The sequence below is a fragment of the Kosakonia sp. BYX6 genome (assembly GCF_038449125.1).
In the GTDB taxonomy this organism is placed as follows: Bacteria; Pseudomonadota; Gammaproteobacteria; order Enterobacterales; family Enterobacteriaceae; genus Kosakonia; species Kosakonia calanthes.
In genome coordinates this window covers 854,719-881,708 of the sequence record NZ_CP151800.1, presented here as the reverse complement: position 1 = coordinate 881,708, position 26,990 = coordinate 854,719, and the positions used below count along the sequence as shown (strand labels likewise).

At 54.2% G+C, this 26,990-nt stretch carries 26 protein-coding genes and 1 other RNA gene; 12 read left to right on the top strand and 15 right to left on the bottom strand.

Features of this window, described 5'->3' with window-relative positions:
• Positions 1 to 17 precede the first annotated feature (17 nt).
• The 3 genes from ubiH to AAEY27_RS04145 are packed head-to-tail and all read right to left on the bottom strand — an operon-like array spanning position 18 to position 3,109.
• Complete coding sequence (ubiH, locus tag AAEY27_RS04155; protein ID WP_342323657.1) at positions 18 to 1,196, bottom strand: 2-octaprenyl-6-methoxyphenyl hydroxylase; 1,179 nt, start codon at positions 1,194 to 1,196, stop codon at positions 18 to 20.
• A complete protein-coding gene (pepP, locus tag AAEY27_RS04150) occupies positions 1,193 to 2,506 on the bottom strand; it encodes a Xaa-Pro aminopeptidase (protein WP_342323656.1) in 1,314 nt (437 codons plus the stop codon). The genes ubiH and pepP overlap by 4 nt, the downstream gene beginning before the upstream one ends.
• Positions 2,507 to 2,530: 24 nt before the next feature.
• Complete coding sequence (locus AAEY27_RS04145) at positions 2,531 to 3,109, bottom strand: YecA family protein (RefSeq protein WP_342323655.1); 579 nt, start codon at positions 3,107 to 3,109, stop codon at positions 2,531 to 2,533.
• 227 nt (positions 3,110 to 3,336) lie between these two features.
• Here AAEY27_RS04145 and zapA point away from each other — a divergent pair, with 227 nt between their 5' ends.
• The 3 genes from zapA (at position 3,337) to AAEY27_RS04130 (ending at position 4,509) form a co-directional block, all read left to right on the top strand.
• Entirely contained in the window at positions 3,337 to 3,666 is a 330-nt protein-coding gene (gene zapA / locus AAEY27_RS04140) for a cell division protein ZapA (RefSeq protein ID WP_017457603.1), read from the top strand.
• 42 nt (positions 3,667 to 3,708) lie between these two features.
• Positions 3,709 to 3,892: non-coding RNA, 6S RNA (gene ssrS, locus AAEY27_RS04135), on the top strand.
• Positions 3,893 to 3,912: 20 nt separating this feature from the next.
• A complete protein-coding gene (locus tag AAEY27_RS04130) occupies positions 3,913 to 4,509 on the top strand; it encodes a 5-formyltetrahydrofolate cyclo-ligase (protein ID WP_342323654.1) in 597 nt (198 codons plus the stop codon).
• Between the two features lie 41 nt (positions 4,510 to 4,550).
• On the opposite strand, the gene serA is transcribed toward AAEY27_RS04130, so the two are convergent.
• Complete coding sequence (serA, locus tag AAEY27_RS04125) at positions 4,551 to 5,783, bottom strand: phosphoglycerate dehydrogenase (protein ID WP_342323653.1); 1,233 nt, start codon at positions 5,781 to 5,783, stop codon at positions 4,551 to 4,553.
• Between the two features lie 266 nt (positions 5,784 to 6,049).
• Positions 6,050 to 6,709, bottom strand: a complete 660-nt coding sequence (gene rpiA, locus AAEY27_RS04120; protein ID WP_342323652.1) for a ribose-5-phosphate isomerase RpiA — start codon at positions 6,707 to 6,709, stop codon at positions 6,050 to 6,052.
• Between the two features lie 163 nt (positions 6,710 to 6,872).
• On the opposite strand from rpiA, the gene argP reads away from it, so the two are divergent.
• Positions 6,873 to 7,766 (top strand): DNA-binding transcriptional regulator ArgP, encoded by an 894-nt coding sequence (argP, locus tag AAEY27_RS04115; RefSeq protein WP_342323651.1) that lies wholly within the window; start codon positions 6,873 to 6,875, stop codon positions 7,764 to 7,766.
• 40 nt (positions 7,767 to 7,806) lie between these two features.
• On the opposite strand, the gene AAEY27_RS04110 is transcribed toward argP, so the two are convergent.
• From AAEY27_RS04110 to tkt, 7 genes are all read right to left on the bottom strand, one after another.
• A complete protein-coding gene (locus AAEY27_RS04110) occupies positions 7,807 to 8,550 on the bottom strand; it encodes an oxidative stress defense protein (RefSeq protein ID WP_342323650.1) in 744 nt (247 codons plus the stop codon).
• A gap of 93 nt (positions 8,551 to 8,643) precedes the next feature.
• The gene (gene argO, locus AAEY27_RS04105; RefSeq protein WP_342323649.1) at positions 8,644 to 9,279 is read right to left on the bottom strand and encodes an arginine exporter ArgO; all 636 of its coding nucleotides are present in this window, start codon (positions 9,277 to 9,279) and stop codon (positions 8,644 to 8,646) included.
• Positions 9,280 to 9,426: 147 nt separating this feature from the next.
• Positions 9,427 to 10,287, bottom strand: a complete 861-nt coding sequence (mscS, locus tag AAEY27_RS04100; RefSeq protein WP_342323648.1) for a small-conductance mechanosensitive channel MscS — start codon at positions 10,285 to 10,287, stop codon at positions 9,427 to 9,429.
• Positions 10,288 to 10,474: 187 nt separating this feature from the next.
• Entirely contained in the window at positions 10,475 to 11,554 is a 1,080-nt protein-coding gene (gene fbaA / locus AAEY27_RS04095; RefSeq protein WP_342323647.1) for a class II fructose-bisphosphate aldolase, read from the bottom strand.
• Between the two features lie 142 nt (positions 11,555 to 11,696).
• Complete coding sequence (gene pgk, locus AAEY27_RS04090) at positions 11,697 to 12,860, bottom strand: phosphoglycerate kinase (RefSeq protein ID WP_342323646.1); 1,164 nt, start codon at positions 12,858 to 12,860, stop codon at positions 11,697 to 11,699.
• Between the two features lie 48 nt (positions 12,861 to 12,908).
• Entirely contained in the window at positions 12,909 to 13,928 is a 1,020-nt protein-coding gene (epd, locus tag AAEY27_RS04085; RefSeq protein WP_342323645.1) for an erythrose-4-phosphate dehydrogenase, read from the bottom strand.
• Positions 13,929 to 14,286: 358 nt separating this feature from the next.
• Positions 14,287 to 16,278, bottom strand: coding sequence for a transketolase (gene tkt, locus AAEY27_RS04080; RefSeq protein WP_342323644.1), 1,992 nt, complete (start codon positions 16,276 to 16,278; stop codon positions 14,287 to 14,289).
• A 278-nt stretch (positions 16,279 to 16,556) separates the two neighbouring features.
• Here tkt and AAEY27_RS04075 point away from each other — a divergent pair, with 278 nt between their 5' ends.
• Both AAEY27_RS04075 and AAEY27_RS04070 read left to right on the top strand, forming a co-directional pair.
• Complete coding sequence (locus AAEY27_RS04075) at positions 16,557 to 17,315, top strand: M48 family metallopeptidase (protein ID WP_342323643.1); 759 nt, start codon at positions 16,557 to 16,559, stop codon at positions 17,313 to 17,315.
• A 388-nt stretch (positions 17,316 to 17,703) separates the two neighbouring features.
• Positions 17,704 to 18,972, top strand: a complete 1,269-nt coding sequence (locus AAEY27_RS04070) for an OprD family outer membrane porin (RefSeq protein WP_342323642.1) — start codon at positions 17,704 to 17,706, stop codon at positions 18,970 to 18,972.
• 74 nt (positions 18,973 to 19,046) lie between these two features.
• Here the strand turns inward: AAEY27_RS04070 and speA are convergent, their stop codons facing one another.
• The 3 genes from speA to AAEY27_RS22390 form a co-directional block, all read right to left on the bottom strand.
• Positions 19,047 to 21,023: a biosynthetic arginine decarboxylase gene (gene speA, locus AAEY27_RS04065; protein WP_342323641.1), complete on the bottom strand. Its 1,977-nt coding sequence runs from the start codon at positions 21,021 to 21,023 to the stop codon at positions 19,047 to 19,049.
• Positions 21,024 to 21,031: 8 nt separating this feature from the next.
• Entirely contained in the window at positions 21,032 to 21,172 is a 141-nt protein-coding gene (locus AAEY27_RS22395) for a hypothetical protein (RefSeq protein ID WP_425294669.1), read from the bottom strand.
• A 135-nt stretch (positions 21,173 to 21,307) separates the two neighbouring features.
• The gene (locus AAEY27_RS22390) at positions 21,308 to 21,451 is read right to left on the bottom strand and encodes a hypothetical protein (RefSeq protein WP_425294654.1); all 144 of its coding nucleotides are present in this window, start codon (positions 21,449 to 21,451) and stop codon (positions 21,308 to 21,310) included.
• Positions 21,452 to 21,477: 26 nt separating this feature from the next.
• Between AAEY27_RS22390 and AAEY27_RS04055 the strand changes: the two genes are divergently transcribed.
• The 6 genes from AAEY27_RS04055 to rsmE all read left to right on the top strand — a co-directional run bounded on the left by AAEY27_RS04055 (position 21,478) and on the right by rsmE (position 26,989).
• The gene (locus AAEY27_RS04055) at positions 21,478 to 21,720 is read left to right on the top strand and encodes a hypothetical protein (protein WP_342323640.1); all 243 of its coding nucleotides are present in this window, start codon (positions 21,478 to 21,480) and stop codon (positions 21,718 to 21,720) included.
• 140 nt (positions 21,721 to 21,860) lie between these two features.
• Complete coding sequence (metK, locus tag AAEY27_RS04050) at positions 21,861 to 23,015, top strand: methionine adenosyltransferase (RefSeq protein ID WP_342323639.1); 1,155 nt, start codon at positions 21,861 to 21,863, stop codon at positions 23,013 to 23,015.
• 402 nt (positions 23,016 to 23,417) lie between these two features.
• Positions 23,418 to 24,812, top strand: a complete 1,395-nt coding sequence (locus AAEY27_RS04045) for a sugar porter family MFS transporter (protein ID WP_342323638.1) — start codon at positions 23,418 to 23,420, stop codon at positions 24,810 to 24,812.
• Between the two features lie 82 nt (positions 24,813 to 24,894).
• Positions 24,895 to 25,401: a SprT family zinc-dependent metalloprotease gene (locus AAEY27_RS04040; RefSeq protein ID WP_342323637.1), complete on the top strand. Its 507-nt coding sequence runs from the start codon at positions 24,895 to 24,897 to the stop codon at positions 25,399 to 25,401.
• 87 nt (positions 25,402 to 25,488) lie between these two features.
• Complete coding sequence (gene endA / locus AAEY27_RS04035; RefSeq protein WP_342323636.1) at positions 25,489 to 26,187, top strand: deoxyribonuclease I; 699 nt, start codon at positions 25,489 to 25,491, stop codon at positions 26,185 to 26,187.
• Positions 26,188 to 26,257: 70 nt separating this feature from the next.
• Positions 26,258 to 26,989, top strand: coding sequence for a 16S rRNA (uracil(1498)-N(3))-methyltransferase (gene rsmE / locus AAEY27_RS04030; protein WP_342323635.1), 732 nt, complete (start codon positions 26,258 to 26,260; stop codon positions 26,987 to 26,989).
• Position 26,990 lies beyond the last annotated feature (1 nt).

The window sequence follows — 26,990 nt, the reverse complement described above, 5'->3', positions numbered from 1 at the left end:
CTTAGCTCCTTTGATCCTTAACGGGCGACCCAACCGAGGGTTCGTTGCGCCAGCACATCGCGCGCTGGTGTAAATAATTCCATAGACATCAGCCCGACATTACGCCCGACAACCAGCGGTGCCCAGCGGTTGGCGAACAGATGCACCAGCCCGTCGGTCACGCCAATGGTGGCGCGTTTATCCGCCTGCCGACGATGGCGATAACGCATCAGCACCGGGTAACTGCCGACATCGCCCTGCTCCGCCCATGCCTCTGCCAGCGTTTCCGCCAGCGTTATCACGTCACGCATGCCGAGGTTAAACCCCTGCCCGGCGATAGGATGCAGCGTCTGTGCGGCATTGCCGACCAATACTGCGCGGTGCGAAACGGGAGAAGACGTGGTGGTTAGCGTCAGCGGGTACACGCTGCGTTTGCCGGCGTGCAAGATACGCCCCAAACGCCAGCCGAACGCTTTTTGCAGCTCATGGCAGAACCGTTCATCAGACCAGCTCGCAACCTGCTGCTGATTTTCCAGCGGATGACACCACACCAGCGAACAGCGCCCTTGCGACATCGGTAACATCGCCAGCGGGCCGTGTTCGGTGAAGCGTTCAAAAGCGCGGCCCTGATGGGCAACGGCCGTGGTGACATTGGCGATCACCGCCGCCTGGTGATAAGGCGATTGCTGCCAGTTAATACCCAGTTGCCCGGCAATCGCCGAGCGAGAACCGTCCGCCGCGACCAGCAGTTCACCCGCCAGTTGTTCGCCATTTTCCAGCGTCACCGTCACACGTTGCTCATCGCGGGTAAAACGACTGACCCGGGCAGGACAATGCAGCGTGACGCCAGGCGCGTCTTGCAACAGCTTAAACAGCCGCTGCCCGACATCCTGCAACTCAACCACCTGGCCGAGCGCGTCGATGCGATAATCTTCAGCATCCAGCGTCACGAAACCCGCGTGTCCACGGTCACTAACATGCACGGTAGAAATCGCTGTCGCGCAGGAGGCGAGCGCCTGCCAGATGCCGACACGCGCCAGCTGCTGGCAGGTTCCCGCCGCGAGCGCAATCGCACGGGCATCAAAGCCCGGATGATCCAGCGCGCCAGGTGCGTTCGCTTCCACCAAATGAACGGCAAGTTTGCCTTGAGTCAGATGGGAAATCGCCAGCGCAAGCGTTGCGCCGGCCATGCCGCCGCCAGCGATAATCACACTCATGAACGCGCTGCCGCCATCAAGGCCTCGATATCGTCCGCGTTTTTCACCACGCTGGCGGTGAGGTTCTCGTTGCCGGTTTCTGTGATGACAATGTCATCTTCCACACGAATACCGATGCCGCGATACTGCTCCGGAACATCGGCATCTGGCGCGATATAAAGACCCGGTTCGATAGTCAACACCATGCCTGGCGCCAGTTCACGGGAGCGGTCCTGGCCGTAAACACCGACATCATGCACATCCAGCCCCAGCCAGTGGCTCAGACCATGCATAAAGAACGGACGATGGGCGTTTTCTGCCACCAGCTCATCGACTTCTCCCTGCAAAATGCCCAGATCCACCAGCCCGGTGATCATGATGCGCACCACTTCGCCGGTCACCGCCTGAATCGATGTTCCAGGGCGGAACAGCTCAAGCGCACGGTCGAGGGAGGCCAGCACAATGTCGTAAATTTCGCGCTGTGCGGGGGTAAATTTGCCGTTAACCGGGAAAGTCCGGGTGATATCCCCGGCGTAACCTTTGTATTCGCAACCAGCGTCAATCAGCACCAGATCGCCATCGCGCATCTGGCTTTCGTTTTCCGTGTAATGCAGGATGCAGCCGTTTTCCCCTGACCCAACGATGGTGTTATAGGACGGAAAACGCGCGCCGTGGCGGTTAAACTCGTGGTGGATCTCGCCTTCCAGTTGGTATTCAAACATGCCTGGACGGCACGCTTGCATCGCTCTTGTGTGCGCCAGCGCGGAGATCTCACCGGCACGGCGCATCACGTCAATTTCTTCAGCGGATTTAAACAGACGCATCTCATGCACGATAGGCCGCCAGTCGGTCATCGTTGCCGGGGCGCTAAGGTTCTGTCGCGAGCCTTTGCGCAGCTTATCCAGCGCAGTAAAGACGATGGTGTCGGCATAGGCGAACTCGCCCTGCGCGTGATAAACCGCAACAAGCCCATTGAGCAGTTGGTAGAGATGTTCGTTGATTTCCGGAAAGGCCAGCGCACGGTCAACGCCGAGTTTTTCCAGCGCGGCGTCCTGACCGAGACGGCGGCCAAACCAGATTTCAGCCGTTTTGTCGCGCACGCGGTTAAACAGCACGCTGTGGTTGTGGGTGTCATCACTCTTGATCAGCACCAGCACCGCTTCCGGCTCGTTAAAACCGGTGAAATACCAGAAATCGCTGTGCTGGCGATAAGGGTATTCACTGTCTGCGCTGCGGGTTGCTTCCGGTGCGGCGAAGATTAACGCTGCGCTGCCCGGAACCATCTGCGCCAGTAAAGCCTGACGACGACGGAGAAACTCAAGCTGTGTCATGACACCTCCATTTGCGAATTCGAATTAATGTAACGTGGGTTTACGCACTTCCGGCGCGGTCAGTTGCTGGCGCGTGAATGTATCGTGGCACAAGAGCGCCGCGACGCGGACGTATTCGATGATCTCTTCGAGGGACATTTCCAGCTCTTCCTGATCTTCGTCTTCGTCATAACCGAGTTGCGCGATGTTGCGCAAATCATCGATGGCTTCGCCGGTTTCACCGCTGACTTTGTCGAGCTTCGGCTGCGTAACGCCCAGGCCCAGCAGGAAATGGTTTACCCAACCGGCCAGCGCGTCGGCACGGTCAAACACGCTGACGTCGTCGCCATCCGGCAGATAGAGCTGAAACAGGAAACCGTCGTCTTCCAGCGAGTCACTGGTAGCGGCGTGCATATTACGCAGCGCCTGCGCCAGCTCGTGACCGAACGCTAACCCTTCGTTGGTTAAATCATGTAGCAACGGCTGCCATGAACTGTCTTTGTTTCCGCCGCAGAGCATCCCCGCGATAAGCCCGTGCATTTCAGCAGGAAGCAATCCCACGCCTTGTTGGTTGAGTAACTGGCCTACGTCGTTGTAACCAGGTATTTCGTTCTGTATAGACATGCGCATTCGTCGTCGTTGGGGGGAATATTCATGGTATGCTACCACTTTGGTCCCTGGTGATATACCCGTGATGGTTCACGTTACATGCCTTTGCATGCACGCAGTTTACTTAAGGTATAGACGCAAAAAACTTGAAAGCACCTGCCAGGGTCGCTTATAGTGTCGCCCCTTCGCAGCCCAGGGCTCGAATGCGAAGGCAGAGCGCAGTCAAACAGCAGGAAGGTGGCATGTCTGCACAACCCGTCGATATCCAAATTTTTGGCCGTTCACTACGAGTGAACTGCCCACCTGAACAGCGAGATGCGCTGAATCAGGCTGCGGAAGATCTGAATCAGCGGTTGCAAGATCTGAAGGTACGCACTAGAGTCACAAATACTGAGCAGTTGGTGTTTATCGCTGCGCTGAATATCAGCTATGAGCTGACTCAGGAAAAGGCAAAAACCCGTGAATACGCCGCCAGCATGGAACAGCGTATTCGGATGTTACAGCAGACCATCGAACAAGCATTGCTTGATCAGGGTCGCATAACAGAAAGGCCGGGGCCGAAGTTTGAATAACGCTTCAGGGTCAACTATGGTAGAGTGACCGTGAAGTTAAAAATTTCTCTGAGATGTTTGCAAGCGGGCCAGTCCCCTGAGCCGATATTTCATACCACAAGAATGTGGCGATCCATGGTTGGTGAGCATGCTCGGTCCGTCCGAGAAGCCTTAAAACTATGACGACGCATTCACCTTGAACCAAGGGTTCAAGGGTTACAGCCTGCGGCGGCATCTCGGAGATTCCCTTCTTTATCTACTACCACCATGACGCAACTTCCTGATTTACCCTCGTCACGACAAGAAATCCGCAAAATCATTCGTCAACGCCGACGCGCGTTAACCAGCGAACAGCAGGTACATTTTGCTGAGCGAGCCGCCGCCCGGATGATGGCCTGGCCCCCCGTTGTGATGGCCCACACCGTAGCACTTTTTCTCTCTTTTGATGGCGAACTCGACACGCAACCGCTGATTGATCAACTCTGGCGCAGCGGCAAACGGGTTTACCTGCCGGTTCTGCATCCTTTTAGCCCCGGTAATCTGCTCTTTTTGCACTACCATCCGCGCAGTCAATTGGTGATCAACCGCCTGAGAATTCAGGAGCCTAAACTGGATGTCCTTGATGTCTTACCGCTGAGCCAGCTTGATGTGTTGATTACGCCGCTGGTCGCTTTTGATGAGCAAGGGCAACGACTGGGAATGGGTGGCGGTTTTTACGATCGTACCTTACAAAACTGGCGCGAATATGGCCTGCAACCGGTCGGTTACGCGCATGATTGCCAGGGCGTGGAAGCGTTGCCGGTAGAGAAATGGGATATCCCGCTGCCTGCAGTGGTTACGCCGTCAAAAGTATGGGAATGGTAGACGTTCCCCTCCCGGACGGGAGAGGAACATTTCAATGCTTATCAGTACAGCAGACGGGCGCGAATAGTACCCGGAATGGCTTTCATACTTTGCAGCGCTTTCTGCGCCACGTCTTCATCCGCTTCAATGTCAACGACCACATAGCCCATATACGGCGTGGTTTGCAGATACTGCGCTGCAATGTTGATGTTCTGGCTGGCGAAGATTTGGTTGAGCGCGGTCAGCACGCCCGGGCGGTTTTCGTGGATATGCAGCAGACGGCGACCGCCGTGCAACGGCAGGGAAACTTCCGGAAAATTCACCGCTGAGAGCGTTGAACCGTTATCGGAGTATTTCGCCAGTTTGCCCGCCACTTCCAGACCGATGTTTTCCTGCGCTTCCTGCGTCGAACCGCCGATATGCGGCGTCAGCAACACGTTATCAAATTCGCACAGCGGGGAATCGAACGGATCGCTGTTGGTCGCCGGTTCTGTCGGGAACACGTCGATCGCCGCACCGGCCAAGTGCTTGCGTTTCAGCGCATCGCACAGCGCCGGGATATCAACCACAGTACCACGCGCGGCGTTGATCAGCAGCGCGCCCGGCTTCATCAGCGCCAGCTCTTCTGCACCAATCATATCTTTCGTCGACGCATTTTCCGGCACATGCAGGCTTACGACATCGCTCATGTTCAACAGATCGGAAAGGTGTTGAACTTGCGTGGCGTTGCCCAGCGGAAGCTTGTTTTCGATATCGTAAAAGAAAACATGCATGCCCAGCGATTCGGCGAGGATACCCAGCTGCGTACCGATGTGGCCGTAACCGATAATCCCCAGTTTTTTACCGCGCGCTTCATAAGAGCCGACCGCCAGCTTATTCCAAATGCCACGGTGCGCTTTGGCGTTCGCTTCCGGAATACCGCGCATTAGCAGCAATAGCTCGCCGATGACCAGTTCCGCCACGGAACGCGTGTTAGAGAAGGGAGCGTTGAATACCGGAATACCGCGTTTCGCGGCAGCGTCCAGGTTTACCTGGTTGGTGCCGATACAGAAGCAACCGATAGCAACCAATTTTTCCGCCGCGGCGATGACATCTTCAGTCAGTTGAGTACGGGATCGCAGGCCAATAAAGTGAGCATCACGGATGGACTCTTTCAGTTGCGCAGTGTCCAGCGCGCCTTTGTGAAATTCAATGTTGTTATAACCCGCCGCACGGAGGCTTTCGACCGCTTTCTGGTGCACCCCTTCGACGAGCAGAAATTTAATCTTGTCTTTCTCCAGTGATACCTTTGCCATTTACCCGACCCTGTTTTGTCTTGACTGTGATGTTGTGCAAAATGCAAACCGCGTGAATCAACATATCAAAAAAAACTATTGCGGCAATATGAACGTTTGCGTCAGGTATCTGAAGAATTGTCATACAGAGGGAAAAGGCAGATAAAAATGCTGGGAAAGCAGACGCTGGCGGCAGGGATAGCAGAAGAGGCATAGAAACGTGACAGATATCACCAAATTTGCCGTTCGCGGATTTTTTGCAGGGAGGCTATCGCCTCCCCATCAGATCATTTCACTATGGTTTTAACGCCGTCGGCGGTGCCGATCAGTGCAACATCCGCTCCACGCCGGGCGAATAACCCTACAGTGACGACACCAGGAATCGCGTTAATGCTGTCTTCCAGCGCCACAGGGTCGATGATTTCCAGACCGAAGACATCCAGAATCACGTTACCGTTATCCGTCACCACATTCTGACGATACTCCGGGCGGCCGCCCAATTTGACTAATGTGCGAGCGACTGCGCTACGCGCCATTGGGATGACTTCGACCGGCAATGGGAATTTGCCGAGAATCGGCACTTCTTTGGTGGCATCTGCGATACAGATAAACTTATCCGCCACCGAGGCGATGATTTTCTCGCGCGTCAGCGCCGCGCCGCCGCCTTTGATCATCTGCATCTGGTCGTTGATTTCATCAGCACCATCAACGTAGATGCCGAGACGGTCCACTTCATTGAGATCGAAAACGGTAATACCAAGGCTTTTCAATTTTGCGGTGGAGGCATCCGAGCTGGAAACCGCGCCTTCAATCTGGCCTTTCATGGTGCCCAGCGCGTCAATAAAGTGTGCAGCGGTGGAGCCGGTGCCTACGCCGACAATAGTGCCGGGTTCAACATACTTGAGTGCTGCCCAGCCCACTGCTTTTTTGAGTTCATCCTGCGTCATGGTCGTTCGCCTGTGGTGTGAAATTTCAGGCGCATTATAGAACAGCCCACCCCCAAATGTCCCTGTGACCAGTGTCACATTACGAGACAGCCAATTTCGTCTGTAACAATTAAAAATTTATGTCATAGTGCGGGGTACTATTTTTCAGGAGACTGCCCGAGCAATGAAACGTCCGGACTACAGAACACTACAAGCGCTTGATGCGGTTATTCGCGAACGTGGTTTTGAGCGTGCCGCCCAAAAGTTATGTATTACACAGTCCGCCGTGTCGCAGCGAATTAAACAGCTTGAGAACATGTTCGGTCAGCCCCTGCTGGTGCGCACCGTGCCGCCGCGCCCAACCGAGCAAGGGCAAAAATTGCTGGCGCTGTTGCGTCAAGTCGAATTGCTGGAGGAAGAGTGGCTGGGTGACGAGCAAACTGGCTCCACGCCGTTGCTGCTTTCGCTGGCGGTCAATGCCGACAGTCTGGCAACCTGGTTGCTGCCTGCGCTGGCTCCGGTGCTCGCAGACTCTCCTATCCGCCTGAACCTGCAAGTGGAAGATGAAACCCGCACCCAGGAACGCCTGCGTCGTGGTGAAGTCGTTGGCGCGGTCAGTATTCAGCCACAGGCGCTGCCGAGCTGCCTTGTCGATCAACTGGGTGCGCTGGACTACCTGTTTGTCGGGTCGAAAGAGTTTGCAGAGCGCTATTTCCCTAATGGCGTCACCCGCTCGGCATTGCTGAAAGCGCCCGCCGTTGCGTTTGACCATCTCGACGATATGCATCAGGCCTTTTTACAGCAGTACTTCGATTTGCCGCCAGGCAGCGTGCCTTGCCATATCGTGAACTCGTCCGAAGCCTTCGTGCAACTGGCTCGCCAGGGCACAACCTGCTGCATGATCCCGCATCTGCAAATTGAAAAAGAGTTGAACAGCGGCGATCTGATCGATCTGACGCCGGGCTTGTTTCAGCGTCGCATGCTGTACTGGCACCGCTTTGCGCCTGAAAGCCGGATGATGCGCAACGTCACCGACGCGCTGCTGGAGTTTGGACACAGGGTGTTACGGCAGGATTAAGAAGAAACCCTCTCCCCGCGGGGAAGAGAGGGTTGGAAGATTACTTCGCAGCAGTCGCGGTCTGTTGCTGAGCCTGGGAAGGCTCAAGCTGGAACACTACATCAACTTGATCATCAAACTGAATTGTCGGTTGCTCGTAGGTTTCCTGTGCGGAAGCCGGCGCTGGCGCATCCGCTTTCATCATGCGAACCATCGGGCTCGGCTGATAATTGGAAACGTGGTAACGAATGCTGTAAACCGGGCCGAGTTTGGCATCAAAACCGGTAGCCAATTGCTGCGCCTGGCGGGTCGCATCATCGATTGCCGCTTTGCGGGCTTTATCTTTGAAGGACTCCGGTTTCGCCACGCCAAGCGAGACGGAGCGAATTTCGTTCAGCCCCGCTTTCAGCGCGCCATCCAACAGTGAATTGAGTTTATCCAGTTCACGCAAGGTCACTTCTACGGTGCGCACAGCGCGGTAACCTTTCAGAATGCTTTTGCCATTCTGGTAATCGTAATCGGGTTGTGTGCGTAAGTTAGCGGAATTGATGTCTTTCCTGGCGATGCCGTTTTGCTCAAGAAAGCTAAGGTATTGCGCAACGCGGTCATCCGCCTGTTTTTTGGCAGAGGCTGCGTCTTTGGCGGCGACGTTGACTTCGATCGCCAGAGTGGCGATGTCCGGGGTCGCATCCACGCTTGCCGTGCCCGTCGTGACAATGTGCGGACCATCCGGCAATTCATTTGCCTGAACCGCCATTGTGCTTAAACCCACCATTGCCGCCAGGGCTATCACTTTATATTTCACAGCTGCTCCTCCATGTTGCTTAAATGCGTCCAGGTGCGCGGACGCCTGGCAGCAAGCTTAGCGCCCTGGCACCAATTGTCCATCGGACTTACCTTAACTGAATAATCCCTGCAAATGGTGCACGCCTTCACGCGCTAATTTCAACGCGATAAACCACATCACCAGGCCAACCAGCGTGTTGATTACCCGTTGGGCTTTTGCGGTGCGCAAACGTGGGGCCAGCCATGCCGCGAGCAACGCCAGGCTAAAGAACCACAGGAAAGAGGCGCTAATCGTACCCAGCGCGAACCAACGCTTCGGCTCTGCAGCCAACTGGCCACCCAAGCTGCCGAGCACCACAAAGGTGTCGAGATAGACATGCGGGTTCAGCCAGGTGACCGCCAGCATGGTGGCGATAATGCGCCAACGCCCCTGACGTAACACTTCTGCGCTCGCCAGTTCGATGTTGCTGCGCAACGCCGTTTTCAGCGCGCCAAAACCGTACCACAGCAGAAACGCCACGCCACCCCACGTGACCAGCGCCAACAGCCACGGCGACTGCATCAGCAGCGCGCTGCCACCAAACACGCCCGCACAGATCAGCAGCGCATCGCTCACGGTGCAAAGCAACGCGGTCATGATGTGATACTGCCTGCGGATCCCCTGGTTCATCACAAATGCATTTTGTGGACCAAGGGGAAGAATCAACGCAGCGCCAAGCATAAGACCTTGAAAATAAAAAGATAACACACCATTTCCTGTCAAAAGTTGTTTCAGGAAGCTGACTATAGCGCGCAGAAATCATTAGAGGAAATTGATAATTTTAATCATCAATCAGAATTGCTAATAGCAAGGTGCGTAAAAAAGGTCGGTAGTGCCGACCTCTTCATTTATTGCTTATTGCTCGACCGTCTCTTTGACGCGTTTGAAATTCACGTCCATTTGCGGATAGGGGAAGCTAATGCCATTTTCATCGAAACGGCGCTTAACCAGTTCCAATACATCCCAATACACGTTTTGCAGATCGCCACTGTTGCTCCAGACGCGCACCACAAAATTGATGGAAGATGGCCCCAGTTCGTTCAGGCGCACCGTCATCTCACGGTCTTTGATAATGCGGTCATCGGCCTGAATAATCTCGGTCAGAATTTTTCTGACCTTGTCGATATCAGAATCGTAGGCCACGCCGATAATGAACTCGTTGCGGCGCACCGGCTCGCGAGAGAAGTTAACGATATTGCCCGCGATGATTTTGCCATTTGGGATAACCACGATACGACCATCCACGGTGCGCATGGTGGTGGAGAAAATCTGCACCTGTAACACCGTCCCAGCAACGCCGCCCAAATCGACATACTCACCAGAGCGGAATGGACGGAAGGTAACCAGCAGAACGCCAGCCGCCAGGTTAGAGAGTGAACCTTGTAGTGCCAGACCAATCGCCAGACCGGCTGCACCGAGTACGGCGATCACTGAGGCAGTCTGCACGCCCACGCGCCCCAGCGCGGCAATTAAGGTAAAGGCGATGATAGCGTAGCGCACCAGCGCAGAGAGAAAATCCGCCACGGTCGCGTCAATATGTCTTGCACGCATCAAACGGTTAACGGTATTCGAGATGATGCGCGCCACAATCATACCGATAATGATGATTGCGATAGCCGCTACGATATTAACGGCATAGCTCAACAGCAGCGCCTGGTTATTCACCAGCCAGGAGCCTGCGTTGTTGATGCTGTCGACAACGTTAAGATCTTCCATTCGTGCTTCCTTATAGTGTTCCAAAACGGGAAAAACGCCCCTTACAGCAAGGGCAGATTCCTAAAGGGTAAACAAAAAGCGGCGTTTTCGCCAAGTTGATCACACTTTGTGCTGTCGACAGCTTGTTGAATTCCCAATAAAAAAAGGCCCGCATTTTGCGGGCCTTTTTAGCGAAACGAGGCGCAAATTACAGAACGTCTACTGCGTTCAGTTCTTTGAAAGCCTGTTCCAGACGAGCCACCATGCTGGTCTGCGCTGCACGCAGCCATACACGCGGGTCGTAGTATTTTTTGTTCGGCTGATCTGCGCCTTTCGGGTTGCCCAGTTGGCCCTGCAGGTAGCCTTCGTTTTCCTGATAGTACTTCAGGATACCTTCCCAGGTTGCCCATTGGGTGTCGGTATCGATGTTCATTTTGATAACGCCGTAGCTGACGGAGTCTTTGATTTCCTGAGCGGAAGAACCGGAACCGCCATGGAACACGAAGTTCAGGCTGTTATGCGGCAGGTTATGTTTTTTGGAAACATATTCCTGAGAATCACGCAGGATAGTCGGGGTCAGTTTTACGTTACCCGGTTTGTAAACGCCGTGTACGTTACCGAAGGAAGCAGCGATGGTGAAACGCGGGCTGATTGCATTCAGTTTGGTGTAAGCGTAATCAACGTCTTCCGGCTGAGTGTACAGTGCAGAAGCGTCCATGTGGCTGTTGTCTACGCCGTCTTCTTCGCCACCGGTGCAACCCAGTTCGATTTCCAGCGTCATGCCCATTTTGGCCATGCGCGCCAGGTATTTGGAGCTGATCTCAATGTTCTCTTCCAGAGACTCTTCGGACAGGTCAATCATGTGAGAAGAGAACAGCGGTTTGCCGGTAGCGGCAAAGTGTTTTTCACCCGCATCCAGCAGACCGTCGATCCACGGCAGCAGTTTTTTCGCGCAGTGGTCAGTGTGCAGAATTACCGGCACACCGTAATGTTCTGCCATCTGGTGAACGTGATGCGCACCAGAGATTGCGCCCAGAATCGCCGCGCCCTGAGGAACGTCGGTTTTCACGCCTTTACCCGCGATAAATGCAGCACCGCCGTTAGAGAACTGAACAATAACAGGCGCTTTAACTTTCGCTGCAGCTTCCAGAACGGCGTTAATGGAGTCAGTACCCACGCAGTTTACAGCTGGCAGAGCAAAGTTGTTTTCTTTAGCTACCTGGAACACTTTCTGAACGTCATCACCAGTGATCACGCCAGGTTTTACGAAATCAAAAATTTTAGACATGTTACGTAGTCCTGTATCTTCGGCCGTTTCTGCTCGTCATAACTCGTGCTGCCAGCGTGTTAGCTGTGGGGCAACGCAAATTATTTGGAGCAACAATTGAATCGTTTTGGAAAACAGGCGGGATTACCCCGCCTGAACAAGCTTACTTCTTAGCACGCTCTTCGAGCATGGCGACTGCCGGCAGAACTTTGCCTTCCACGAATTCGAGGAATGCGCCGCCGCCAGTGGAGATGTAGGAAATCTTGTCAGAGATACCGAACAGGTCGATAGCGGCCAGGGTGTCGCCACCGCCAGCGATGGAGAACGCGTCGCTGTCTGCGATAGCGTTAGCCACGATTTCAGTCCCTTTGCGGAAGTTCGGGAATTCGAATACACCAACCGGACCATTCCACAGAATAGTTTTGGCGTTTTTCAGGATTTCAGCCAGTTTCTGGGCAGAAACATCGCCCAAATCCAGAATTTGCTCATCATCTTTGATGTCAACAACGGATTTCAGCGTGGCAGTTGCAGACTCGGAAAACTCGGTTGCAACACGAACGTCGGTCGGAACCGGAATATCGCACGTGCTCAGCAGACGTTTTGCTTCGTCAACCAGATCTGCTTCGTATAGGGATTTGCCGACGTTGTGGCCTTGTGCGGCAACGAAGGTGTTGGCGATACCGCCACCAACGATCAGCTGGTCAGCAATTTTGGACAGGGAATCCAGAACGGTCAGTTTAGTGGAAACTTTAGAACCACCCACGATAGCAACCATCGGACGAGCCGGTTCTTTCAGCGCTTTACCCAGCGCGTCCAGTTCGTCTGCCAACAGCGGGCCTGCGCAAGCGATGTCAGCGAATTTACCTACGCCGTGAGTAGAAGCCTGTGCGCGGTGCGCGGTACCGAAGGCGTCCATGACAAAAACGTCACACAGTGCAGCGTATTTTTTTGCCAGCGCTTCGTCGTCTTTCTTCTCGCCTTTGTTAAAGCGAACGTTTTCCAGAACGACCAACTCACCTGCGGCAACTTCAACGCCATCCAGGTAATCTTTCGCCAGACGAACCGGGTTAGAGAGTTTATCTTTCAGGTAGTTAACAACCGGCAGGAGAGAGAATTCTTCGTTGTACTCGCCTTCGGTCGGACGACCCAAGTGAGAAGTTACCATCACTTTAGCACCTTGTTTCAGAGCCAGTTCGATGGTCGGCAGAGAAGCACGGATACGCGCATCACTGGTCACTTTCCCTTCTTTAACCGGCACGTTCAGATCCGCACGGATAAGAACGCGTTTACCTGCCAGATCCAGATCGGTCATCTTAATTACAGACATGGTGAATCCTCTCGTTGATTCTTAAAGTTTTGCAGACGCAACTGCGCCTTACCTGAAACCTATAGCCGCCATTGCTAACGTCGTGTCGAGCATTCGGTTAGCAAAGCCCCATTCGTTGTCGCACCACACAAGGGTTTTAATAAGGTGCGCACCACTGACCCGCGTCTGGGTACCATCAACGATGGCGCTATGCGGATCGTGGTTAAAATCGGTTGAAACCAACGGTAATTCCGTATAGTCAACTATACCATGAAATGTTCCCTGCGCTGCTTTTTGCAGCAACGCATTGACTTCACTGGCTTTTACCGGTTTTTTCACCGTAACGCTTAAATCAATCGCGGTGACGTTAATTGTTGGCACGCGCACCGCGATTGCTTCGAATCTGTCGTTAAACTGCGGGAAAATTCGTGTGATGCCTGCCGCCAGTTTGGTATCCACCGGGATAATGGATTGGCTGGCTGCGCGAGTACGGCGGAGATCGGGGTGGTAGGCGTCAATCACTTGCTGGTCATGCATCGCCGAGTGGATTGTTGTCACCGTTCCCGACTCAATACCGTAAGCATCGTCGAGCAGTTTAATCACCGGAATAATACAGTTTGTCGTGCAGGAGGCGTTGGAGACGATGCAATCGTCAGAACGTAGCATGTTTTGATTTACGCCGAAAACAACCGTCGCATCGAGATCGTTGCTGCCAGGATGGGAAAAGAGCACTTTTTTCGCGCCCGCCGCCAGATGCGCCTCGCCATCCGCTCGGTTGCCAAAAACGCCAGTGCAATCAAGCACCACATCCACGCCCAGCTCGCGCCAGGGCAGCGCCGCAATGGAGCGCTCATGCAGAATGCGAATAACGTCGTCACCGACAAACAGTTGTTCACGCTCCTGGCGAACATCCCAGGCAAAACGTCCGTGGCTGGTGTCATATTTCAATAAGTGCGCCATGCCCACGGCATCGGCCAGTTCATTGATTGCCACCACGGTGATTTCCGCACGACGCCCGGATTCATATAAAGCACGAACCACGTTGCGCCCGATGCGACCGAAACCATTAATCGCTATGCGTACGGTCATAACTCTCCTGCAAGGCTAGCCGCCTGAAGTGGATGACAGAGTAATCCAGCCACCACCGAAGGGGAATCCTCACCTATCTTAAACTGCGTCTGTTTGGTTATTTGTCGAACATTTAATCGACTGAAACGCTTCAGCTAGAATAAGCGAAACATGGAATAAAAGGAATGATTGCCCAGACGGTTTCGCCAGTAATCTGACTTGCATCACACTTTCGCAGGAATAATGAATAACGACAGGAAGAATAATGGACGAAAAAAACCGGGCGGAATGCCCGGTTTATTAGCGATCTGCATATCAGATGTGGCTTTTATTGCCGGATGACGTGCGTACGCAAGCCCGGTAAACCGGGCAGCAGCGATTACAGCAGCGCTTTCGCTTTTGCGACCACGTTGTCGACGGTAAAGCCGAACTCTTCGAACAGCAGTTCCGCCGGCGCCGATTCACCGAAGGTGGTCATGCCGACCACCGCGCCGTTCAGGCCGGTGTACTTGTACCAGAAATCAGCAATGCCGGCTTCGATGGCAACGCGTGCGCTCACCGCTTTCGGCAGCACGGATTCACGGTACGCCGCATCCTGCTTATCGAACGTGTCGGTGGACGGCATGGAAACCACGCGCACTTTCACACCTTCGCCGGACAGACGCTCCCCGGCGGCCACCGCCAGTTCCACTTCTGAACCGGTGGCGATGAAAATCACCTGCGGCTGACCGTCGCAGTCCTTCAGCACGTACCCGCCGCGGGCGATATCCGCCAGCTGCTGTCCGGTACGCGCCTGCTGGGCCAGGTTCTGGCGCGACAGAATCAGCGCGGTCGGGCCGTCGTGGCGCTCCACACCAGATTTCCACGCCACCGCCGATTCCACCTGGTCGCACGGACGCCAGGTGCTGACGTTCGGGGTCAGGCGCAGGGAAGCCACCTGCTCCACCGGCTGGTGCGTCGGGCCGTCCTCGCCCAGACCGATGGAGTCATGGGTGTAGACCAGCACCTGGCGCTGTTTCATCAGCGCCGCCATACGCACCGCGTTACGCGCGTATTCAACAAACATCAGGAAGGTGGAGGTGTACGGCAGGAAACCGCCGTGCAGGGCGATGCCGTTGGCAATCGCCGTCATGCCGAATTCGCGCACGCCGTAGTGAATGTAGTTGCCTGCGGTGTCTTCATTAATCGCTTTCGAACCGGACCACAGGGTCAGGTTGCTCGGCGCCAGGTCAGCAGAGCCGCCGAGGAACTCCGGCAGCAGCGGGCCGAAGGCTTCGATGGCGTTCTGCGAGGCCTTGCGGCTGGCGATTTTCGCCGGGTTCGCCTGCAGTTTCGCAATGAAGTCGTTCGCCTTCGCGGCGAAGTCTTCCGGCATCTCACCCTTCATGCGGCGGGTGAACTCAGCGGCTTCCTGCGGGAAGGCTTTCGCGTAAGCAGCGAATTTTTCGTTCCAGGCGGACTCTTTCGCCTGACCGGCTTCCTTCGCATCCCACTGCGCGTAGATTTCAGACGGAATCTCAAACGGCGCGTGCTGCCAGCCAAGCTGTTCGCGGGTCAGCGCGATTTCCGCGTCGCCCAGCGGCGCACCGTGGGCGTCGTGGGTGCCGGCCTTGTTCGGCGAGCCGAAGCCGATGATGGTTTTGCACATCAGCAGCGACGGTCTGTCGGTCACGCTGCGCGCCTCTTCCACCGCGCGTTTGATGGCGTCCGCGTCATGACCGTCCACGCCGCGCACCACGTGCCAGCCGTAGGCTTCGAAGCGTTTTGCGGTGTCGTCGGTGAACCAGCCTTCCACGTGGCCGTCGATGGAGATGCCGTTGTCGTCATAGAACGCCACCAGTTTGCCGAGCTTCAGCGTCCCGGCCAGCGAGCAGACTTCATGGGAGATGCCTTCCATCATGCAGCCGTCGCCCATAAAGGCATAGGTGAAGTGGTCAACAATGTCGTGGCCCGGGCGGTTGAACTGCGCGGCCAGGGTCTTTTCGGCAATCGCCATGCCCACGGCGTTGGCAATGCCCTGCCCCAGCGGACCGGTGGTGGTTTCCACGCCCGCGGTGTAACCGACTTCCGGGTGGCCCGGGGTTTTTGAGTGCAGCTGGCGGAAGTTTTTCAGCTCTTCAACGGGCAGGTCGTAGCCGGTGAGGTGCAGCAGGCTGTAAATCAGCATCGAGCCGTGGCCGTTGGACAGCACAAAGCGGTCGCGGTCAGCCCAGGACGGGTTTGTCGGGTTGTGGTTCAGGAAATCACGCCACAGGACTTCGGCGATGTCAGCCATGCCCATCGGGGCACCCGGGTGACCGGATTTGGCTTTCTGTACCGCGTCCATGCTCAGCGCACGAATAGCATTGGCAAGCTCTTTACGTGAGGACATTTTGACTCCAGATCGGAATGTTAAGGGCTATTCCCGTAACGACTTGACGACAGCGCGTTTTGGGCTACGCCGGAAAAAAGTGCCAACAATGTAACCCAAGCGGCTAACCATGTACATGGAGCATCCTTTTGCGCTTCAGAAATCTCTGGAAGCTGCTCGCAAGTTGCGCAAACTTATCGCCCGCCCGTCATTCTCTTCCTTATACTTAGCCTCACCACAGGTTCGTCCGAGCCCGTGAATGAACAAAATAATGACTCAACCATTGCGGAAGATAACTAATGAAAATTCGCCCAGCTTTGCTTGCTCTGGGAATGACAACCTTACTTGCTGGTTGCCAAAACATGGACTCCAGCGGTTTTCTCAGTTCGGGCGCGGAAGCTTTCCAGGCCTATAACTTGAGTGATGAACAAGTTAAAACCCTCAGCGACGACGCCTGTAAACAGATGGATAGCAAAGCGACTATCGCGCCAGCGAGCAGTGCATACAGCAAACGCCTGAGCAAAATAGCCGCCGCGCTTGGTGACAACATCAACGGTCAGCCAGTGAATTACAAAGTTTACGAGGCGAAAGACGTCAACGCGTTTGCGATGGCGAACGGCTGTATCCGCGTCTATAGCGCGCTGATGGATATGATGACCGATAACGAAGTCGAAGCGGTAATTGGCCATGAAATGGGCCACGTTGCGCTCGGCCACGTGAAGAAAGGCATGCAGGTCGCGCTGGGTACCAATGCGGTACGCGCTGCGGCAGCAGCAACAGGCGGTGTGGTAGGAAGCTTATCGCAATCGCAGCTTGGCGCGCTGGGCGAGCAATTGGTGAATTCCCAGTTCTCCCAACGTCAGGAAGCCGAAGCGGATGACTACTCTTACGATCTGTTGCGCAAACGCGGTATTAATCCATCGGGCCTGGCAACCAGTTTCGAAAAACTGGCGAAAATGGAAGAAGGGCGTCAAAGTTCGATGTTTGACGATCACCCGGCGTCGGCAGAACGCGCGCAGCATATTCGCGATCGTATGGCCGCAGACGGGATTAAATAATTGTGTGGGAGGCAATATTGCCTCCCCTTCTTCAGATTTCTTTTCAAAAATATAACTCATCGTTAAACGGCATTAATTGGCAAATTAAACGCACAGAATGCTAATTACTAATCACAGTAACGAAAGGCTATTATTTTCTCAGAACTGGTGTGAGAGTGATTTATTTTGATATTGCGACAAAGAACATATTATCCGGCAGATAAATTGCCGACATCGCCAAATAAAAAATAGTCCACCCATGAACAAAGGAAACACACATTTCCGCGCCAGCCGGGGCTTTCGGTGAGTTAAGAAGAATCACGCAAGGATTGCTTTCACGCCTGTTTCGGGTAACTATCCGTGTCGCAGTAATTCCCTATGATATTCGACAGACAGAGAAATTCCTCCAGTGAAAAATAAATTATCCTTAATTGCTTTAGGCGTTATCGCCACCGCACCCGCGTTTGCCAGCCAGCAATCATCCAGCCAGGGTTTTATTGACGACAGCCATTTAGACGTGCTTTTACGCAACGCCTATATTAATCGCGATTATCGCGGCGGTGCCGATGATAAAGCAGAATGGGGCCAGGGCATTATCGCGACATTTGAATCCGGCTTTACTCAGGGGCCAGTTGGCTTCGGCGTAGATGGCATTGCGCAATATGGCGTGCGTCTTGACGGCGGACGTGGACGCAGCGGCGCGGGCGGCATCGACTTCTTCGCGCAGGATAACGATGGCAAAGCGAAATCCGACTTAGCAAAATTTGGCGCAACCGCCAAAATGCGCGTCTCCAACACCGTGCTGAGCTACGGTACGCAGCGCCCGGAGTTGCCCATTGTTAATGCTGACGCTTCCCGCCTGCTGTTCGAAAGCTACACCGGCACTATGCTGACTTCGAAAGAGATTGATGGCCTGGAAGTTAACGCCGGTTACTTCACCGACGAACAACGCAAAAGTGACGACAGCCACAACAGTGGGCTGAAAAGCCTGAGCTTTGGCGGCGCGAGCTACCAGTTCAACGACCAGTTCAGCGGCGCACTGTACGCCTCTCATCTGGAAGACGTGTTGAACAAGCAATACCTCGGCCTGAACTTCAAACAACCGTTCAGCACCGGCCAGCAGTTGGTTCTCGACTTCAACGGTTACAATTCCCACCTCGATCAGGGCTACGCGCAGCAACTGGATACCGGTCGCAGTAACAGCATCTGGAGCCTGGCCGCCAGCTATATCTGGGATATTCATACCTTCAAACTGGCGTACCAGCAGAGCAGCGGCAGCACCGGCTATCACTACGGAAGCTACCAGAATCAGGGCGGCGTGGGCGATGGCGGCAACACCATTTGGCTGGCGAACTCTTACTGGTCTGATTTTAACGGTGAAGACGAGCGCTCATGGCAGGCTTCTTACGGGCTGGATTTTGCCGGTCTCGGCTTGCCTGGCCTGAGCTGGACCACCGCCTACGTGCGTGGTGATAACATCAAAACCGCCGCCACCAGCAACGGTAAAGAGCATGAATGGTTTAACCAGATTCAGTACCAGGTGCAGGATGGCCCGGCGAAAGATCTGAAACTGAAAGTGCGTTACTCCGTACTGCGCGTCTCGAGCAATGCCAGCGATTACAACATCGGGGGTAACGAAGTGCGCCTCTTCGCAGAATACCCGTTCAACGTGTTCTGATAAAAAAATCCCTTCCGCGCCACTATGGCGAGGAAGGGATTCATTTCGTAACAACTTAACGGTTAGCGAAAGACTTATTCATCTTCCAGATACGTGTAACCGTACAGACCCGCTTCGAACTCTTCCAGGAACTGCTGTTGCAGCGCATCGTCCAGACCGGTTTCTTTCACCTGATCGCGGAACTGCGTCAACAGTTTGTTCGGATCAAGTTGCACATACTGCAACATGTCCGCCACGGTGTCCCCTTCGTCAGACAGCTCCACTTCTACGCTGCCATCCGGGAAGACGAAGACATCAACTGCTTCGGTATCACCGAACAGGTTATGCATGTTCCCGAGTATTTCCTGATAAGCGCCGACCATAAAGAAGCCCAGCATTGGCGGGTTCTCTGGATCGTATTCCGGCATCGGCATGGTCGTCGCAATACCGTCGCCATCCACGTAGTGATCGATAGCACCGTCAGAATCACAGGTGATATCAAGCAACACCGCGCGGCGTTCCGGCGCATGATTCAAGCCTTCCAGCGGCAATACCGGGAATAACTGATCGATACCCCACGCATCCGGCATCGACTGGAACAGCGAGAAGTTGACGTACATCTTGTCCGCCATACGCTCCTGCAACTCGTCGATAATCGGACGGTGCGCGCGGTTGCTCGGGTCGAGCTGCTTCTGCACTTCGTGGCACATATTCAGATAAAGTTGTTCAGCCCACGCGCGCTCTTGCAGGCTAAAGGTGCCGGAAGAGTAACCAGTATGAATATCGTGCAGATCCATCTGGCTATCATGCAGCCATTCGCGCAGCGAACGGCGCGTGCCCGGCTCATGCATCTCCTGCCAGGTTTCCCACATGCTTTGCAGCGCGCGCGGCGCATCTTCGTCTGGAGGAACCGCTGGCGTGTATTCGTTGCGCTCAACGCCGATGATGTTGGACACCAGCACAGTGTGGTGCGCCGTCACGGCGCGACCGGACTCGGTAATCACCGTTGGGTGCGGCAAGCCATTCTCTTCACACGCGTCACCAATCGCCCAAATGATGTTATTGGCGTATTCATTCAGACCGTAGTTAACGGAACAGTCAGACTGTGAGCGCGTTCCTTCATAATCGACGCCCAGACCGCCGCCAACGTCGAAGCACTGAATATTAACGCCCAGCTTATGCAGTTCAACATAGAAACGGGCGGATTCACGCACGCCAGTGGCGATATCGCGAATGTTGGCCATTTGCGAACCGAGGTGGAAGTGCAGCAATTGAATGCTGTCGAGACGCCCGCGCTCGCGCAGGATTTCCACCAGTTGCAGCACCTGAGTGGCCGCGAGTCCGAATTTCGATTTCTCGCCACCGGAGGATTGCCACTTGCCGGAACCTTGCGACGCCAGACGCGCCCGCACGCCGAGACGCGGTACCACGTTCAGGCGTTCGGCTTCTTCCAGCACGATAGCGATTTCGGTCATCTTCTCGATAACCAGATAGACCTTGTGGCCCATCTTCTCGCCAATCAGCGCCAGACGAATGTATTCGCGGTCTTTATAACCATTACAAACGATCACCGAACGGGTCATGCCCGCGTGGGCGAGAACCGCCATCAGCTCGGCTTTTGAACCAGCTTCCAGGCCCAGCGGCTCGCCGGAATGAATCAGGGACTCAATCACGCGGCGGTGCTGATTGACCTTGATCGGATAAACCAGGAAATAGTCGCCGTTGTAGCCGTAAGATTCACGCGCACGTTTGAAGGCGGCGTTAATCGAACGCAGGCGGTGTTGCAGGATCTGCGGGAAGCAGAACAGCGCAGGCAATCGTTGCCCTTGCGCTTCACGTGCTTTAACCAGTTGCGCCAGGTCGACACGGGCTTGTGGAACGTCCGGATCCGGGCAAACACTGATGTGTCCCAGCTCGTTGACGTCGTAGTAGTTATTGCCCCACCAGGCAATGTTATAAGTACGTAGCATCTTGCTGGCTTCCTGGGAGCTCATCGCAACCTCCTGCATGGAACGTAGTACACCTTGTTCGCCTGCTGACGAAGGCGAAACCGAAGACATGTCGTCAGACATCGCGAACCTCAATATAGGAAAGTGTATACCCTGTGCTCATCGCGCAGCCCTTGGGCGGCAACGTGAAGCGCTACAGAGACAAAATAGTTGACTACTATCGCAGTGACACATAGCGATAACAACCCATAAACAGCCTTGTTTTTCGACATAATATGTCGAAGCACCGACTGTGCGACCGGTTTCTGATTCATATCATTGTAAAACACGTATCCGAACTCGCGTATGACAGTCCGGCGAAACCACGAGAAAACTCCTGAACGATCAGGAGAGCCCTTGTTCAGTTATCACAACGCCTTACCGGCCCTGGAGTCCTGAGAAGCGCCGAAATGGGTATAACATCGGCAGGATTGCAGATTAGAAATGCGGGTTGCGGGGAATAAACGCACGTCAGAACGACGCGACTGATTCTGCGAAAAACAGCGGTTCATTATTTTGTATCACCTCCACGCAAGTCATGACGACCCGCGACAAGCCCAAGCCATTAAATTCACTGCTTAACCCGGCTGGAAGTGGCGACACAGCGTGGATGCCGTGTGCTTTTTTTAGTGAGCCGCGCGCGGCGTTTTATACCGACAATGGGGTGAAAATGCAAAATAAAAAAGACGTATTTGCCGCATTGCCAGGAAAAATTTCCGTCACTATTTGTGTCAGGATGTGCGCGACATCAAAAAAGGCTGGCAATGGGGTTAATAAGTAACCTAGAATAGCCATCCAGATGTTAATCCGTCCAGACCGATTAACACTCAGACTTCTTGTGTCACCTGCGCGTAGCCAACCGCGAAGGCATCCGGACACAGAATTCGAGCTAACCGTATTACTCCAGGGTGAAAATTTAATATGGCAAAACACCTTTTTACGTCTGAGTCCGTCTCTGAAGGGCATCCTGACAAAATCGCTGACCAAATTTCTGACGCTGTGCTGGACGCAATCCTCGAGCAGGATCCGAAAGCGCGTGTCGCCTGTGAAACGTACGTCAAAACCGGCATGGTTCTGGTCGGCGGCGAAATCACCACCAGCGCGTGGGTTGATATCGAAGAGATCACCCGCAACACTGTGCGTGAAATTGGCTATGTGCATTCCGATATGGGCTTCGATGCCAACTCTTGCGCGGTACTGAGCGCGATTGGCAAACAATCTCCGGATATCAACCAGGGCGTTGACCGTGCCGATCCGCTGGAACAGGGCGCGGGCGACCAGGGCCTGATGTTTGGCTACGCGACTAACGAAACCGACGTTCTGATGCCAGCACCGATCACCTATGCTCACCGTCTGGTAGAGCGTCAGGCTGAAGTGCGTAAAAACGGTACGCTGCCATGGCTGCGCCCGGATGCAAAAAGCCAGGTCACTTTCCAGTATGACGACGGCAAAATCGTCGGCATCGACGCAGTGGTGCTTTCCACGCAGCATTCGGAAGATATTGATCAGAAATCCCTGCAAGAAGCAGTGATGGAAGAGATCATCAAGCCGATTCTGCCGACCGAATGGCTGAACGCGTCCACCAAATTCTTTATCAACCCGACTGGCCGTTTCGTTATTGGTGGCCCAATGGGTGACTGTGGTCTGACCGGCCGTAAGATTATCGTTGATACCTATGGCGGCATGGCCCGTCACGGTGGCGGCGCATTTTCCGGTAAAGATCCATCAAAAGTTGACCGTTCCGCAGCATACGCCGCACGTTATGTGGCGAAAAACATTGTTGCTGCCGGGCTTGCTGACCGTTGTGAAATCCAGGTTTCCTACGCTATCGGCGTTGCAGAACCGACCTCCATCATGGTGGAAACCTTCGGTACCGAGAAAATCGCAACTGAACAGCTGACACTGCTGGTTCGCGAGTTCTTCGACCTGCGTCCGTACGGCCTGATTCAGATGCTGGATCTGTTGCACCCAATCTACAAACAAACCGCCGCATACGGCCACTTTGGTCGCGAAACTTTCCCATGGGAAAAAACCGACAAAGCCGCACTGCTGCGTGATGCTGCCGGCCTGAAATAATTCGCTGACAGACCCGCTTTTAAGGCCAGCCTTGTGCTGGCCTTTTTTCGTTTTAAACCACGTCCTGCCGCCACGTTTCCTTTCCATGGCTATACTGACTTTGCCTGTTTGTAATTTATCTGAAAACGATTACATCAGTCAGTTTCATTGAAATTTCATCTTTTTCTTGTTGAAAAACGGACGCGTCATGATTGTTACATTACGTTTCGGTTTAGTCTGAAACTTCGTTATTCCGCTCACCTTTTATTGTCAATAATTCTATAATATTTAACACTTTTATTTACATTGGCAGTGATTTCGTAATGTAACCGATTACACTCATGTGACGTTAGTCACGTATTTTTGCTTATGAGTGGCCTACCTTTTACCTCGTAAAAACCAATGACATGAATGGAGGGCATAATGCCTGACAATAAAAAACAGAAGCATTCAAACAAGGCGATGACCTTTTTTGTATGTTTCCTCGCTGCACTGGCAGGGTTGCTTTTTGGCCTGGATATTGGGGTGATTGCGGGCGCATTGCCCTTCATCACAGAAGATTTTCAAATTAGTTCGCACACACAGGAGTGGGTTGTTAGTTCCATGATGTTTGGTGCAGCCGTCGGTGCCGTGGGCAGTGGCTGGCTCTCCTGGCGTCTGGGGCGTAAAAAAAGCCTGATGATCGGTGCCATCCTATTTGTGGCGGGTTCGCTCTGTTCCGCTGCGGCACCCAACGTAGAAGTGCTGATTCTTTCCCGCATTCTGCTCGGCCTGGCGGTAGGTGTCGCTTCCTATACCGCACCGCTTTATCTCTCTGAAATCGCGCCGGAAAAAATCCGCGGCAGTATGATTTCCATGTATCAGTTGATGATCACCATCGGTATTCTCGGCGCGTACCTTTCCGATACCGCGTTCAGTTACAGCGGCGCGTGGCGCTGGATGCTTGGCGTCATCATTATTCCGGCGATTTTACTGCTGATCGGCGTGTTCTTCCTGCCGGACAGCCCGCGCTGGTTCGCTGCAAAACGGCGTTTCCACGACGCCGAACGCGTGCTGTTACGCCTGCGTGACACCAGCGCGGAAGCGAAAAACGAGCTGGAAGAGATTCGAGAAAGCCTGCAAGTGAAACAGACCGGCTGGGCGCTGTTCAAAGAAAACAGCAACTTCCGCCGCGCGGTGTTCCTCGGCGTACTGTTGCAAGTCATGCAGCAGTTCACCGGCATGAACGTCATCATGTATTACGCGCCAAAAATCTTTGAACTGGCGGGTTACACCAACACCACCGAGCAAATGTGGGGCACCGTAATCGTCGGTCTGACCAACGTGCTGGCAACCTTTATTGCGATTGGTTTGGTGGATCGCTGGGGGCGTAAACCAACGCTGGTGCTGGGCTTCCTGGTCATGGCCGTCGGCATGGGGATTCTCGGTACGATGCTGCATCTGGGCATTCATTCGCCGTCGGCGCAGTACTTCGCCGTAGCCATGCTTCTGATGTTTATCGTTGGCTTCGCCATGAGCGCCGGTCCGCTGATTTGGGTACTCTGTTCTGAAATCCAGCCGCTGAAAGGCCGCGATTTTGGTATCACCTGCTCCACTGCGACCAACTGGATTGCCAACATGATCGTCGGTGCAACCTTCCTCACTATGCTGAACACGCTGGGTAACGCCAATACCTTCTGGGTCTATGGCGGCCTGAACCTGCTGTTCATCGTACTGACGCTGTGGCTGGTGCCGGAAACCAAACATGTTTCGCTGGAGCATATCGAGCGCAACCTGATGCGCGGCCGTCCACTGCGTGAAATTGGTTCCCATAACTAAGACCTGACCTTCAGGCTTCCTCTGCGGAGGAAGCCTTTTTGTCTGTTGCACTCACGCTTCGCCCATCCTATTCTCTGCAACTATGAAAACGTCCCGCCTTCCTATCGCCCTTCAGCAAGCTGTCATGCGTTGCCTACGGGATAAACTCGCCCATGCGAACCAAAAACTGGGGCGAAACTACCCCGAGCCTAAACTGGTCTATCAACAGCGCGGTACCGCCGCAGGCACAGCCTGGCTGGCGGATTACGAAATCCGGTTGAACCCGGTGTTACTGCTGGAAAATCAGCAAGCCTTTATCGAAGAAGTGGTCCCGCATGAGCTGGCGCATCTGCTGGTTTGGAAGCACTTTGGCCGCGTGGCACCCCACGGGAAAGAGTGGAAATGGATGATGGAAAGCGTGCTTGGCGTGCCGGCACGCCGAACCCATCAGTTCGAACTGGAATCTGTGCGGCGCAGTACGTTCCCATACCGCTGTAAATGTCAGCAACATCAACTGACGGTGCGTAGACACAACCGCGTGCTGCGAGGCGAGGCGATTTACCGCTGTGTTCACTGCGGCGAACCACTGGTCTCCGACTCGATTAACTGAATCCATTAAGAAGTTTTCTGCGCTAACTGATTGCATCAGGCAACACCTTCCGCTACGTTGCGAACTCTTTTTTACAGGGAGTTCGCCATGTTTCGTTTTATCTCACTTTTACTCGCGCTGGTGGCCGTTCCGGCGCTGGCCTCCGACGGTATTCACAGTTTCGCCCAAGCCAAAAACGCCGGTGTGAAAGTGAACGCAGATGTACCCGGTGATTTTTATTGCGGCTGCAAAATTCACTGGCAGGGCAAAAAAGGCGTCGTTGATCTCGCGTCTTGCGGCTACCAGGTGCGAAAAAATGAGAACCGCGCCAGCCGTATTGAGTGGGAACATGTTGTGCCCGCCTGGCAGTTCGGTCACCTGCGCCAGTGCTGGCAAGATGGAGGCCGGAAGAAATGCGCCAAAGATCCCGTTTACCGTAAAATTGAAAGCGATATGCATAACCTGCAACCCGCCGTCGGCGAAGTGAATGGCGATCGCGGCAACTTTATGTACGGCCAGTGGAACGGTGGCGAAGGTCAATATGGTCAATGCGCCATGAAAGTGGATTTCAAAGCGAAACTGGCTGAACCGCCGGTTCGCGCGCGCGGCGCAATTGCCCGCACCTATTTCTATATGCGCGACCAATACCAGCTCAATCTTTCGCGCCAGCAAACACAACTTTTTACCGCCTGGGACAAGCTCTACCCAGTAACGGATTGGGAGTGCAAACGCGACGTGCGTATTGCCAACGTTCAGGGTAACCACAACCCCTATGTTCAGCGCGCTTGCATGGCGCGAAAGAGCTAACCTACACTAGCGCAATTGTTAAAGTCCGCCCCGCCAGCCGGGGCTGTAACCTAAGCGGATTCATAAAAACATGCGCATTCCCCGCATCCACCATCCAGAATTTATCCAGCCGGGCAATGAAATCGCGCTCAGCGATGATGCAGCCAACCATGTCGGACGCGTGTTGCGTATGGGCCAGGGACAGGCAATTCAACTGTTCGATGGTTCTAATCAGGTATTTGACGCCGAAATCACCCACGCGGATAAGAAAAGCGTTCGGGTCAAAATTCTCAGCAACGAAATGGACGATCGTGAATCACCGCTGCATATTCATCTGGGCCAGGTGATGTCGCGCGGCGAAAAAATGGAATTCACTATCCAGAAATCGATCGAGCTTGGTGTAAGCCTCATTACGCCACTTTTTTCTGAGCGCTGCGGCGTTAAACTGGATGCTGAACGCCTGAACAAGAAGCTGCAACAGTGGCAAAAAATTGCGATTGCCGCGTGTGAACAGTGCGGACGCAACCGTGTCCCAGAAATTCGCCCGGCGATGGATCTCGAAGCCTGGTGTGCTGAAGAAGAGACAGGGTTGAAACTGAACCTGCATCCACGCGCCAGCCAGAGCATCAACACCTTACCGCTACCGGTCGAGCGTGTGCGCCTGCTGATTGGCCCGGAAGGCGGGTTAACTGCCGATGAGATCGCCATGACCGCGCGTTACCAGTTCACGGATATTTTGTTAGGACCCCGCGTGCTACGCACAGAAACAACGGCGCTTACCGCCATCACCGCGCTTCAGGTTCGCTTTGGCGACCTGGGTTGAA

Coding starts and splice junctions, on each gene's coding strand:
- argP (WP_342323651.1), top strand. CDS start 6,873: ATGAAACGTCCGGACTACAGAACACTACAAGCGCTTGATGCGGTTATT.
- AAEY27_RS04145 (WP_342323655.1), bottom strand. CDS start 3,109: ATGTCTATACAGAACGAAATACCTGGTTACAACGACGTAGGCCAGTTA.
- fbaA (WP_342323647.1), bottom strand. CDS start 11,554: ATGTCTAAAATTTTTGATTTCGTAAAACCTGGCGTGATCACTGGTGAT.
- rsmE (WP_342323635.1), top strand. CDS start 26,258: ATGCGCATTCCCCGCATCCACCATCCAGAATTTATCCAGCCGGGCAAT.
- ubiH (WP_342323657.1), bottom strand. CDS start 1,196: ATGAGTGTGATTATCGCTGGCGGCGGCATGGCCGGCGCAACGCTTGCG.
- AAEY27_RS04075 (WP_342323643.1), top strand. CDS start 16,557: ATGAAAATTCGCCCAGCTTTGCTTGCTCTGGGAATGACAACCTTACTT.
- speA (WP_342323641.1), bottom strand. CDS start 21,023: ATGTCTGACGACATGTCTTCGGTTTCGCCTTCGTCAGCAGGCGAACAA.
- AAEY27_RS22390 (WP_425294654.1), bottom strand. CDS start 21,451: ATGAACCGCTGTTTTTCGCAGAATCAGTCGCGTCGTTCTGACGTGCGT.
- endA (WP_342323636.1), top strand. CDS start 25,489: ATGTTTCGTTTTATCTCACTTTTACTCGCGCTGGTGGCCGTTCCGGCG.
- pgk (WP_342323646.1), bottom strand. CDS start 12,860: ATGTCTGTAATTAAGATGACCGATCTGGATCTGGCAGGTAAACGCGTT.
- mscS (WP_342323648.1), bottom strand. CDS start 10,287: ATGGAAGATCTTAACGTTGTCGACAGCATCAACAACGCAGGCTCCTGG.
- AAEY27_RS04045 (WP_342323638.1), top strand. CDS start 23,418: ATGCCTGACAATAAAAAACAGAAGCATTCAAACAAGGCGATGACCTTT.
- zapA (WP_017457603.1), top strand. CDS start 3,337: ATGTCTGCACAACCCGTCGATATCCAAATTTTTGGCCGTTCACTACGA.
- pepP (WP_342323656.1), bottom strand. CDS start 2,506: ATGACACAGCTTGAGTTTCTCCGTCGTCGTCAGGCTTTACTGGCGCAG.
- metK (WP_342323639.1), top strand. CDS start 21,861: ATGGCAAAACACCTTTTTACGTCTGAGTCCGTCTCTGAAGGGCATCCT.
- AAEY27_RS22395 (WP_425294669.1), bottom strand. CDS start 21,172: ATGTCGAAAAACAAGGCTGTTTATGGGTTGTTATCGCTATGTGTCACT.
- rpiA (WP_342323652.1), bottom strand. CDS start 6,709: ATGACGCAGGATGAACTCAAAAAAGCAGTGGGCTGGGCAGCACTCAAG.
- AAEY27_RS04040 (WP_342323637.1), top strand. CDS start 24,895: ATGAAAACGTCCCGCCTTCCTATCGCCCTTCAGCAAGCTGTCATGCGT.
- AAEY27_RS04130 (WP_342323654.1), top strand. CDS start 3,913: ATGACGCAACTTCCTGATTTACCCTCGTCACGACAAGAAATCCGCAAA.
- AAEY27_RS04055 (WP_342323640.1), top strand. CDS start 21,478: ATGACGACCCGCGACAAGCCCAAGCCATTAAATTCACTGCTTAACCCG.
- epd (WP_342323645.1), bottom strand. CDS start 13,928: ATGACCGTACGCATAGCGATTAATGGTTTCGGTCGCATCGGGCGCAAC.
- tkt (WP_342323644.1), bottom strand. CDS start 16,278: ATGTCCTCACGTAAAGAGCTTGCCAATGCTATTCGTGCGCTGAGCATG.
- serA (WP_342323653.1), bottom strand. CDS start 5,783: ATGGCAAAGGTATCACTGGAGAAAGACAAGATTAAATTTCTGCTCGTC.